This is a genomic window from uncultured Brachybacterium sp. (genome assembly GCF_947500705.1).
Taxonomy (GTDB): Bacteria; Actinomycetota; Actinomycetes; order Actinomycetales; family Dermabacteraceae; genus Brachybacterium.
On record NZ_CANMSY010000013.1, the window covers coordinates 18,560 to 29,768 of the forward strand.

10 protein-coding genes are annotated in these 11,209 nt (G+C 69.5%); 9 read left to right on the forward strand and 1 reads right to left on the reverse strand.

The genetic code is table 11. From position 1 onward, the window contains the following. The first annotated feature begins 3 nt into the window (after window positions 1-3). On the forward strand, window positions 4-1,170 hold the full coding sequence (locus Q0937_RS16630; RefSeq protein WP_299305943.1) for a bifunctional 2-methylcitrate synthase/citrate synthase: 1,167 nt from the start codon (window positions 4-6) through the stop codon (window positions 1,168-1,170). Between the two features lie 135 nt (window positions 1,171-1,305). Here Q0937_RS16630 and Q0937_RS16635 read toward each other — a convergent pair whose 3' ends face one another. Continuing rightward, window positions 1,306-2,091, reverse strand: coding sequence for a FadR/GntR family transcriptional regulator (locus tag Q0937_RS16635; RefSeq protein ID WP_299305945.1), 786 nt, complete (start codon window positions 2,089-2,091; stop codon window positions 1,306-1,308). A 188-nt stretch (window positions 2,092-2,279) separates the two neighbouring features. On the opposite strand from Q0937_RS16635, the gene Q0937_RS16640 reads away from it, so the two are divergent. From Q0937_RS16640 to Q0937_RS16675, 8 genes are all read left to right on the forward strand, one after another. Continuing rightward, window positions 2,280-3,971: an L-lactate permease gene (locus tag Q0937_RS16640; RefSeq protein ID WP_299305947.1), complete on the forward strand. Its 1,692-nt coding sequence runs from the start codon at window positions 2,280-2,282 to the stop codon at window positions 3,969-3,971. Between the two features lie 53 nt (window positions 3,972-4,024). Next, window positions 4,025-5,275 carry an alpha-hydroxy acid oxidase gene (locus Q0937_RS16645; protein WP_299305949.1) on the forward strand — a complete coding sequence of 417 codons (1,251 nt, stop codon included), beginning with the start codon at window positions 4,025-4,027 and terminating at the stop codon, window positions 5,273-5,275. A 47-nt stretch (window positions 5,276-5,322) separates the two neighbouring features. Continuing rightward, window positions 5,323-7,080 (forward strand): dihydroxy-acid dehydratase, encoded by a 1,758-nt coding sequence (ilvD, locus tag Q0937_RS16650; protein ID WP_299305951.1) that lies wholly within the window; start codon window positions 5,323-5,325, stop codon window positions 7,078-7,080. Window positions 7,081-7,130: 50 nt separating this feature from the next. Beyond that, window positions 7,131-7,907 carry a phosphotransferase gene (locus Q0937_RS16655; RefSeq protein ID WP_299305953.1) on the forward strand — a complete coding sequence of 259 codons (777 nt, stop codon included), beginning with the start codon at window positions 7,131-7,133 and terminating at the stop codon, window positions 7,905-7,907. Between the two features lie 72 nt (window positions 7,908-7,979). Continuing rightward, complete coding sequence (locus tag Q0937_RS16660; protein ID WP_299305954.1) at window positions 7,980-8,300, forward strand: hypothetical protein; 321 nt, start codon at window positions 7,980-7,982, stop codon at window positions 8,298-8,300. Between the two features lie 257 nt (window positions 8,301-8,557). After that, a complete protein-coding gene (locus tag Q0937_RS16665; RefSeq protein ID WP_299305956.1) occupies window positions 8,558-8,998 on the forward strand; it encodes an SRPBCC family protein in 441 nt (146 codons plus the stop codon). Between the two features lie 96 nt (window positions 8,999-9,094). Beyond that, on the forward strand, window positions 9,095-10,432 hold the full coding sequence (locus tag Q0937_RS16670) for a sensor histidine kinase (protein ID WP_299305958.1): 1,338 nt from the start codon (window positions 9,095-9,097) through the stop codon (window positions 10,430-10,432). Next, window positions 10,420-11,064 (forward strand): response regulator transcription factor, encoded by a 645-nt coding sequence (locus Q0937_RS16675; protein ID WP_299305960.1) that lies wholly within the window; start codon window positions 10,420-10,422, stop codon window positions 11,062-11,064. The genes Q0937_RS16670 and Q0937_RS16675 overlap by 13 nt, the downstream gene beginning before the upstream one ends. The last annotated feature ends 145 nt before the right edge of the window (window positions 11,065-11,209 follow it).

An 11,209-nucleotide genomic window follows, 5' to 3' on the forward strand; every position in this document is an offset into this window, starting at 1 on the left:
GCCATGAGCGAGAACGACCGCACCACTGAGATCCGCAAGGGCCTGAACGGGGTCGTCGCCGACGTCTCCGCCATCTCGAAGGTCAACCCCGAGACCAACTCGCTGCTCTACCGCGGCTACCCGGTGCCGCAGCTGGCCGCGACCCAGCCCTTCGAGGCGGTCGCACACCTGCTGTGGACCGGCGAGCTGCCCGATGCGCAGGAGCTGGCCGAGGCCACCCGCCACGAGCGCACCCACCGGGCCCTCGCCCCCGAGGTGAAGGCGGCGATGGACTCACTGCCCACCACCTGCCATCCGATGGATGCGGTGCGCACGGCCGTCTCGGTGCTCGGCGCGCTCGATCCCACCGCAGAGGACTCCTCCCCCGACGCCGAGCTGGAGAAGTCCAGGCGCCTGTTCGCGCAGCTGCCTGCCGTCATCGCCTACGAGCAGCGGCGCCGGCGAGTCGGTGGGCCGACGGATCCGATCCCGCAGCGCGACGAGCTGGACTACTCGCAGAACTTCCTGTGGATGACCTTCGGCGAGGAGTCCGCCCCCGAGGTGGTCGATGCCTTCCGCATCTCGATGGTCCTGTACGCCGAGCACTCCTTCAACGCCTCCACCTTCACCGCCCGCGTCATCACCTCGACCCTGTCGGACCTGCACTCGGCTGTGACCGGGGCGATCGGGGCGCTCAAGGGGTCCTTGCACGGCGGCGCCAATGAGGCGGTGATGCACACCTTCGACGAGCTCGGCATCCGTCCCGAGGAGTCCGAGACCGAGGCCAAGGACCGCGCCAAGGCGTGGATGGAGGACGCCCTGGCGCAGAAGAAGAAGGTGATGGGCTTCGGGCACCGCGTCTACAAGCACGGAGATTCGCGCGTCCCCACGATGAAGCAGGCGATGGATGCGATGATCACCCACTTCGACCGTCCCGAGATCCTGGGTTTGTACAACGGGCTGGAGCATGCGATGGACGAGGCCAAGGGCATCAAGCCCAATCTCGACTACCCCGCCGGCCCCACCTATCATCTGATGGGCTTCGACACCGAGCTGTTCACGCCGCTGTTCATCGCCGCACGGGTCACGGGCTGGACCGCGCATGTGATGGAGCAGCGCGCGGCCAACGCGCTGATCCGCCCGCTGTCGGCCTACGACGGCCCGGATGAACGCGAGGTGCCCGGCGCCTGAGGGCAGCGCCTCGGGGAGCTGCCCTCCCGAGCGAAGCGCCCGACGCCCCGCCCTGCCGACGCCCCGCCCTGCCGACGGGGCGTGTCCTGCCGACGGGGCGTGGGCGCGTTCGAGCCGCGGGAGCTCCTATAGATGTCAGTCGGCGGGCAGGTCCGGCAGCATGGTCGAGGCGGCGCGGATGTGCGCGGCGGTGAGCTCCGCCGCCTCCTCGGCGTGCCCGCGGGAGATCGCCTGGAAGATCGCATGATGTTGCTCGCGCAGCATCCCCGCGATGTCCTCCCACTGCGCGACCTTCGTGAACGCCTCCATGATCGGAGCCCGCAGCGACGCACGGATCGCCGCGGTCATGTCGGAGAACAGCGCATTGCCGCCGGCCTGGGCGATCGCGACGTGGAACGCGGTATCGGCGTCGTTGAAGTCCTCCCGGCTCACGCCTGGCGCATCCATCACCGCCAGCAGTCGCTCGAGCTCGGCCAGCACCTCGGCATTGGCGCGCTCGGCGGCGAGCGAGGCGCTGGCCCTTTCGAGCAGGATCCGTGTCTCGATGACCTCCTGGAGACGGAAGTTCGACAGCGCGACATGGAGGCGCAGGAACTGCTCCAGGGCGGCGCTCGGCAGTGCGGAGACGAAGGTTCCCGCCCCCCGGCCGGAGCCCACCTCGGAGCGCAGCACCCCGTAGGCCTCGAGCACCCGGATCGCCTCACGCACCCCCGCGCGGCTGACCTGCAGCCGGGAGGCGAGCTCGCGCTCGGGCGGCAGGGGGTCGCCGACGGCGAGCGCCCCGGTCATGATCTGGTCCTCGATCGCATCGATGACCAGCCGGTGCGTGCTGCTGCGCGCGACCGGCCTCCACGCGGCTCCCGGTGTCCCTGAACGGGCGCTCTGCGGTCTGACCTCATTGTCATGCGTGTTGTCGCCCATTCTCACGTTCTAGCACAGCCGGCTCTCGAGGGCTACCGGGGTCTTGTCCTCCGGCGCTCGAGAGCCTAGTATCCGTCGTGTGGTCAGACCACACGACGGTCTACCATTCCTTTCCTCACCGACTCACGAGGCACGACATCGACGGCGATGCTGTGCAGCACCGCGGCTGATGTGTGTCGGAGGCTCCCATGTACACCCCAGACCTCGCACCGCTCGCCGGCAGTCTGCTGCTCTCCTCGCTCGTCGCGCTCCTCCCCCTGGTCACCATCTTCGTCACCCTCGGCGTGCTGCGCTGGAAGGCCCACTGGGCAGGCCTCGCCGCACTCGGCGTCGCGATGCTGGTCGCGGCTGTCGCCTACGGCATGCCGGTGGATCTGGTCACCCTCTCCGCGACCGAGGGCCTCGCCTTCGGCCTGTTCCCGATCATGTGGATCGTCCTGAACGCGATCTGGCTCTATGAGCTGACCGTGCGCAGCGGCCGCTTCGAGGACCTGCGCCTGGTGATCGACGCGATCTCCGACGATCCGCGCGTGCAGGCGATCATCATCGCGTTCTGCTTCGGCGGTCTGCTCGAAGCGCTCGCCGGCTTCGGGGCGCCCGTCGCCATCACCGGCGTGATGCTCATGGCGATCGGTTTCACCGCGATGCGCGCAGCGACGGTGGTGCTGATCGCCAACACCGCGCCGGTCGCCTTCGGCGCGATCGCCATCCCGATCATCACCGCTGGAAACCTCACCGGGATCCCCTACGAGCACATCGGTGCCATCATCGGCCACCAGACCCCGTTCTTCGCGGCCATCGTCCCGCTGTTCCTGGTCTTCCTGGTCGATGGGAAGCGCGGGGTGAAACAGCTATGGCCGCTCGCCCTCGTGGTCGGCCTCGTCTTCGGGATCAGCCAGTACGTCTCGTCCAACTTCATCTCGGTCGAGCTCACCGACATCATCGCCTCGCTGGCCGGTCTCGCCGCCGCCGTGATCATGCTCCAGTTCTGGAAGCCCGAGGGCGGCAGGGACGCCCTGGAGAAGATGCGCGGCGAGCGCGAGCAGGAGGACTCCGACACCGGCCCGGTGGATGCCGGCGGTGCGGGCGTTGCCCTGGCCACCACCCCGCGCACCGATGTGCGGCTCACCCCGGGGCGCGTCGTCATGGCGCTGTTCCCCTACCTCCTGGTGATCGTCATCTTCTCGGCCTCGAAGCTGGTGCCGCTTCTCAGCTCCTTCCTCGCCTCCACCGACCTGAGGATCTCCTGGCCCGGACTCGACGGCAAGGTGTTCACGGCCGACGGCGAGATCGCCGGCAGCACCGTCTACTCCTTCCAGTGGCTCTCCTCCCCGGGCACGCTGCTGCTGATCACCGGCATCATCGTCGCGATCGTCTACAAGCTCTCGCTCCGGGACGCCGCGGACGTCTACCTCAAAAACCTCGTCAAGCTCCGCTATTCGATCCTCACCGTCGCCTCGGTACTGGCCCTGGCCTACGTGATGAACCTGTCCGGGCAGACGATCACTATCGGCACCTGGATCGCCGGCACCGGTGCGGCCTTCGCCTTCCTCTCCCCGATCCTCGGCTGGCTCGGCACGGCGGTCACCGGCTCCGACACCAGTGCGAACGCCCTGTTCGCGACCCTGCAGCAGACCGCGGCCGAGAAAGCCGGACTGGATCCCGCCCTGCTGGTCGCGGCGAACACCTCCGGCGGCGTGGTCGGCAAGATGATCAGCCCCCAGAACCTCACGATCGCCGCGACCGCCGTCGGGCTGCTCGGCCAGGAATCCGCCATCTTCCGCAAGGTGATCTGGTGGAGCCTCGGCATGCTCCTGGCCCTGTGCCTGCTCGTCGGCCTCCAGTCCACCGTCCTGTCGTGGATGATCCCAACCCTCTGACCCAGCTCCGTCCTCGTTCCCACAGCAACCGTCCACCCCCAAGGAGAATCCCCATGGTCAAGCGTCAGGTCCCCCGCCCCGCAGAGCTCCTCGAGCTCATGAGGTTCAAGAAGTTCGACCTCGACCCGCGTCGCCGTCGCCTCAGCTCCGCGCTGTCGATCGACGATCTGCGCACGATCGCTAAGCACCGCACGCCCGCAGCGGCGTTCGACTACACCGATGGCGCCGCGGAGCGGGAGATCTCGATGGCCCGCTCCGTCGAGGCCTTCGAGGACGTCGAGTTCCATCCCTCGATCCTCCACGACGTCTCCCAGGTGGACACCACCACCCAGATTCTCGGCGGCAGCTCCGCCCAGCCCTTCGGCATCGCTCCCACGGGGTTCACCCGGCTGATGCAGACCGAGGGGGAGATCGCCGGGGCGGGCGCGGCCGGTGCCGCCGGAATCCCTTTCACCCTCTCCACGCTCGGCACCACCTCGATCGAGGACGTCAAGGCCGAGAACCCGCTGGGACGCAACTGGTTCCAGCTCTACGTGATGAAGCAGCGGGAGATCTCCTACGGTCTGGTGGAACGGGCGGCGCAGGCCGGCTACGACACGCTGTTCTTCACCGTGGACACCCCGGTGGCGGGGGCGCGCCTGCGCGATGCCCGCAACGGCTTCTCGATCCCTCCGCAGCTGAGCCTGTCCACCGTGGTCAACGCCATCCCGCGACCCTGGTGGTGGTGGGACTTCCTGACCACCGCGAAGCTCGAGTTCGCATCGCTCAGCGCGACCGGCGGCACCGTCGGCGAGCTGCTGAACTCCGCGATGGATCCCAGCATCGACTACGAGGACCTCGCGCAGATCCGGGAGATGTGGCCCGGGAAGTTCGCCGTCAAGGGGGTCCAGACCCTCGAGGACGCGAAGAAGCTCGCCGACCTCGGGGTCGACGCGATCGTGCTGTCCAACCACGGCGGGCGCCAGCTGGACCGTGCCCCGGTGCCCTTCCATCTGCTGCCCGAGGTGGCCCGCGAGGTGGGCCAGGACCTCGAGATCATCCTCGACACCGGGATCCGCAGCGGCGCCGACATCGTCGCCTCGATCGCCCTCGGCGCCGACTTCACGATGGTCGGCCGGGCCTATCTCTACGGCCTGATGGCCGGCGGCCGGGAAGGGGTCGATCGGATGATCCAGATCCTCTCCGAGGAGGTGGAGCGGACCATGAAGCTGCTGCAGGTCTCGAGCCTGAGCGACCTCACCCCGAAGCACGTCACCCAGCTGAGCCGGTACACCCGGATCGGCGAGGGCGCACGGATCCGCTGAGTCGGCCGGGGTTTCCCCGGTATGAGGACCAGGCATAGAGTCGGGCCATGACCGCCGACGACGCCCTCAGCACCGCAGACACTTCCTCCCCCGACGCCGACGCCACGTTCTCCGCCCCGGATATCAAGCCTCGCAGCCGCACTGTCACCGACGGGCTCGGCGCGACCGTCTCGCGCGGGATGCTCCGCGCGGTGGGCATGGGGGACGCGGACTGGGACAAGCCTCAGATCGGCATCGCGAGCTCCTGGAACGAGATCACTCCCTGCAACCTGTCGCTGGACCGGCTCGCGCAGGCGGCGAAGGACGGCGTGCACGCCGGCGGCGGCTACCCCCTGCAGTTCGGCACCATCTCCGTCTCCGACGGCATCTCGATGGGGCACGACGGCATGCACTACTCGCTGGTCTCCCGCGACATCATCGCCGACAGCGTCGAGACGGTGATGAGCGCCGAACGGCTCGACGGCTCGGTGCTGCTGGCCGGCTGCGACAAGTCCCTGCCCGGCATGCTGATGGCCGCTGCTCGCCTGGACCTGGCCAGCGTGTTCGTCTACGCGGGCACGATCATGCCCGGGCGCGTCACCTTCGAGAGCGGCGAGGAGAAGGACGTCACCATCATCGACGGCTTCGAGGCCGTCGGCGCCTGCGCCCGTGGACTGATGAGCCGCGAGGACGTCGGCCGGATCGAACGCTCGATCTGCCCGGGTGAGGGCGCGTGCGGTGGTTTCTACACGGCCAACACCATGTCGACGGCCGCCGAGGCGATCGGGATGTCGATCCCGGGCTCGGCCACACCCCCGTCGGCCGATCGCCGCCGCGATGCCGATGCCCGCCGCGCGGGCGAGGCCGTGGTGGAGATGCTCCGGCAGGGGATCACCAGCCACGACATCATGACCAAGCCCGCGTTCGAGAACGCGATCGCGGTGGTCCAGGCCTTCGGCGGCTCCACCAATGCGGTGCTGCACCTGCTGGCGATCGCCCATGAGGCCGACGTCGACCTCACCCTCGAGGACTTCGCCCGCATCGGCGCGAAGGTCCCCCACCTCGCGGATCTGAAGCCCTACGGCCGTTACGTGATGAGCGACGTCGACCACGTGGGCGGGATCCAGGTGGTCATGAAGACCCTGCTGGACGAAGGCCTGCTGGATGGGGACTGCCTCACCGTCACCGGTTCCACAATCGCGGAGAACCTCGAGGTCCTCGCCCCCCGCCCGGCCGACGGGAAGGTGCTGCGCCCTGCTTCCGCGCCGATCGCACCCACCGGCGGGATCACGATCCTGCACGGCTCGCTCGCCCCCGAGGGGGCGGTGGTGAAGTCCGCCGGCTTCGAGGAGGACGTCTTCGAGGGCACCGCCCGCGTGTTCGAGCGCGAGAAGCACGCGCTGGACGCCCTGAACGACGGCACCATCACCCACGGCGACGTGGTCGTGATCCGCTACGAGGGTCCCAAGGGCGGGCCCGGCATGCGCGAGATGCTCGCGATCACCGGCGCGATCAAGGGCGCGGGCCTGGGGAAGGACGTGCTGCTGATGACCGACGGACGCTTCTCCGGAGGCACCACGGGACTGTGCGTCGGCCATATCGCCCCCGAGGCGGTCGATGCCGGCCCGATCGCCTTCGTGCGCGACGGGGACCGGATCCGGCTGGATGTCAGCACCGGAGCGCTGGACCTGCTGGTCGACGAGGCGGAGCTCTCACGGCGCCGCGAAGGCTGGGAGCCGCTGCCGCCGAAGTTCACCAAGGGCGTGCTGGGCAAGTACGTGAAGCTCGTGAAGTCCGCCTCGACCGGCGCGATCCTCGGGGACTGAGGGTCTCGACGACGCGCTGCAGGATCACGCGCCGAGACCATGGTCATCGGATGAGCATCGTGGACGAACAACCGCTCGAGGGCGGCAACGCCACTGCGGGCGTGGTGCGCGTCGGGGACACGGTGCGCAAGCCCTGGGGGCCGACGACACCGGCCGTGCACGAGCTGATGCGCAGAGTCGCCGTGGCGGGTGTGGACGTGCCCGCCGTCCACGGCCGGGACGAGCAGGGTCGGCAGATCCTCGAGTTCGTGCCCGGCGCCCCTGCCCTCGACGCCCCTCCCCTGGCCCTCGATGGGCTGGCGAGGGTGGGTCGGATGATCCGCTCGCTCCACGACGCGAGCGAGGGCTTCACCCCGTCGGCCCCGGCCCCGTGGGACGCGCTGCTCCCGGTGCCGGAGGGTTCACCGGACCTGATCTGCCACGGGGACCTCACACCGTGGAACCTGATCCTCGGCGAGCGGTGGGTGTTCATCGACTGGGATGGCGCCGCGCCGAGCACCAGGCTGTGGGATCTGGCGTATTCCGCGCAGGCCTTCACCCTGAACGATGTCGCGGAGGAACCGGCCGCCGCAGCCCGACGCCTGACCGCCTTCGTCGACGGATACGGCGCCGACGCCGACCTCCGGGCACGACTGCCACGCGCGATGACGGCCCGTGCCGAGGCCATGTGGGCGATGCTCCGCGACGCCGACCGGGAGGATCGTGAGCCGTGGGGTGCGATGTTCACCTCGGGCCACGGAGACCATTGGCGCGGGGTCGCCGACCATGTCCGGCGACATGAGGCCACCTGGGCGAGGGCCCTCGGCGATCTCGGCTCCGCCGGCTGACCGCTGCCTGGGACGTCTGGGGCTTCATCGCGTCTCCGTGGACTGTCACACCCCACTCCTACTCTCGGGGGCATGTCTTCCTCTGGTTCGATCCTCGCCCACCCCGCCTCGGGCGGCACCGCCCACGCGGAGCGGGAGACGATCCGTGCGCTCCTGCTGGAACATCGCCCGGATCTCGAGCGTCGCCTGCTGGTCGGCCCGAGCGGGGCCCTGCTCCTCCCATTGCCCACGGGGCGCAGCGTCGAGATCGGCCGGATGCGTCGGCGCGGGGAAGCTCGCTGGGTGGTGGTGACCCCGTCGGCCGACGGTGCGATGCTGCGGGAACCGAGGACCCTGGGCGCCGTGGTCCGTACCGCGCTGGGCGCCCTGCAGGAGGCCGAAGCTCCTCGCTGACGCGCGTCGCCGCTCATCGATCCCGCTGCCGTCGCCTTCGCGCGCGAGCTGCACGGGATCGCCGGGCTCTGGTACTCACCGAGCGTGCTGCACCCAGGAGTCCTCACCACACAGGAGGGTCTGCAGCCGACGAGCTGGGAGGACGCGCTCGAGGCAACAGCGCAGGCTGCACTCGCGGCCCGGGCCGCGGCCAGAGGCACGCGCCCCGCCACGGTGTGAGGTCCTGCCCGTCGGCCACTCCTGCTAGCGTCGCCGTCATGAGCGACAGCACGCAGCAGACCGAGGGCACGACGGCCTCCGCCGGAGCCTCCCGCCATCTCGACATCGTCATCGAGCGCCCCTGGCGCGCGGTCTACGAGTTCGCGAGCGATCCGCGGAACCTGCCCCGCTGGGCGGCGGGTCTCGCCGGTGGCGAGGTGAAGCGCGACGTCACCCAGTGGTCGATGAGCTCTCCGATGGGACGGGTGCTGGTCAGCTTCGTCCCCGAGAACGAGTACGGGGTCATGGACCACACCGTCACCCTTCCCAGCGGCGAGTCCGTGATGAATCCGCTGCGGGTGCTGGGGCTGGATGAGCGCCGCTGCGAGGTCGTCTTCACCCTGCGCCGCGGCGCGATGTCCGACAGCGAGTTCGCGGAGGACGCGGCGGCGGTCGCCGAAGACCTCGTCACGCTCAAGGAGATCTGCGAGCAGGGCTGAGGCGCTCCCGGACCCGGCCCCATGTCGGGCCAGCCCGACATCCGCAGACCTGGTGCCAGGATGGGGCGCGCGGTCCATCGCCGCCAGAGTGGAGACATGACCACCATGACCTTGCCCGAGACGCTCGATGCACCTCCCCCACAGGCCGCTCCGCCGACGCAGCGCTGGTCCGTCGGCCGCTGGGCCGCCCCGATCGGCCGCTTCCTCGCCTACTCGCTGACCGCCCTGGTGCTCGGCACGATCGGGTTCTCCCTCGTCCTCGCCCTGCTCGCCGCTGGCGTCTCCACCGTGATCGTCTGGGTGGGCCTGCCGATCCTGATCGGCGGCGTGCTGGTCGCTCGCGGGTTCGCGGCGGCCGAGCGCGCCCTGCAGTCCTCGATCCTCGGCACGGAGCTGCCGACGCCCGCGCCCCGGACCGCTCGCTCAGGCGCTGGCTGGATGCGCCGCCTCGTCACCCCTCTGACGGACCCGCAGAACTGGTTGGACTCGCTGTGGGTGCTGGTGAACTTCCTCCTGGTGCTGATCACCTTCCCGCTGGGGATCGCCTGGACCGTCGGAGCGATCGCCACGATAGGAGGGCCGGTCTCGGCCCTGATCCTGGATCGGGTGCTGCCTCCCGCGGACAACAGCGGCCTGGGTGAGCTGTTCGGGGTTCCGGAGGCCTCTGCACTTCCGGTGGATATGGGCCTGCAGTTCCTCATCGGCCTGCTGTTCCTGGTCACACTCAACCCCGTGATGCGAGGCCTGACCGCTCTGCACCGAGGTGTGGCGAGCGGCCTCCTGAGCTCGCGGTACCACGAACAGCAGCAGCTGCTGCGCACCGAACAGTCGCGCGCCGCCGGCCGCACCGCCGAGTCCACCGCCCTGCGCCGCCTCGAGCGGGACCTTCACGACGGTCCCCAGCAGCGTCTTGTGCGAGCATCGATGGACCTCGCCCGGGTCGAAGCCCTCGCGGTGAAGGATCCGACGAAAGCCCAGGCCGTGCTGCGCGAGACCCGTGAGCAGCTGGGACTGACCCTGGACGACCTGCGTCGGCTCTCCCGCGGGATCGCTCCACCGGTCCTGGTCGATCGCGGTCTCGCCGCGGCACTCACCGAGCTGGCCGCGATCTCCCCGATCCCCACCGCGGTCGAGAGCCCCGACCTGACACTCCCCGAGCACGTCGAGATCGGCATCTACTACGTGGTCTCCGAGGCACTCACCAACGCCGCCAAGCACTCCGGTGCCGGCCGCATCCTGGTCGAAGTGGCGCGGATCGGGGATGATGCCCGGGTGAGGATCGAAGATGACGGGCGCGGAGGCGCCGAGATGCGCACCGGCGGCGGCCTGGCAGGGCTCGCAGGCCGCGTCGCCTCCCTGGAGGGACGCCTGACGGTCACCTCGCCGCCCGCTCATGGGACCAGGATCGAAGCCGTGATCCCATGCGCATCCTGATCGCCGACGACTCGGCACTGATCCGTGAAGGCCTGCGCCTGGTGCTCGAGGAGGCCGACCACACGGTGGTGGGCACCGCGTCGACCGGCACGGAGCTGGTGGTCCGCGCCCTCGAGCTGCGGCCGGATCTGGTGATCTCGGACATCCGTATGCCTCCCAGCCACACCGACGAGGGACTCCGCGCCGCGCAGCAGATCAGAGCACAGTGGCCCGAGGCGCCGATCGTGCTGCTCAGCCAGTACGTGGTGGTCGGCTATGCGACCGAGCTGATCGAATCCGGAGCCAGTGCCACGGGCTACCTGCTGAAGGACCGCATCTTCGACATCCGTTCCTTCCTCGAGTCGATCGAACGGGTCGCCGCTGGAGGCGTCGCGATCGACCCGGACGTGGTGGGTCAGGTGATCTCCTCCCGTCGGCGCACACCGCTGGACGAGCTCACCCCGCGCGAGCGCGAGGTGCTCGAGCTGATGGGCGAGGGCCTGACCAACGCAGGGATCTCCGAGCGGCTGTTCATCAGCGGCGGCGCGGTGGAGAAGCACACCCAGCGCCTGTTCGCGAAGCTCGGACTCAGCGAGGGTGCGAGTGTGCACCGGCGGGTCACCGCAGTGCTGACGCTGCTGGGCGGCAAGTGACCGCAAGCTGACCGACGGAGGGTCAGAGGTCGGCGACATCGAGATCGGCGGGATCGAGGTCGGCAACGGACCGGCAAGATCGACCGCTCCTCCCCAGGGCGAGTTATCCACAAATTCGACAACATTCTTGACGGCATCTCGATTC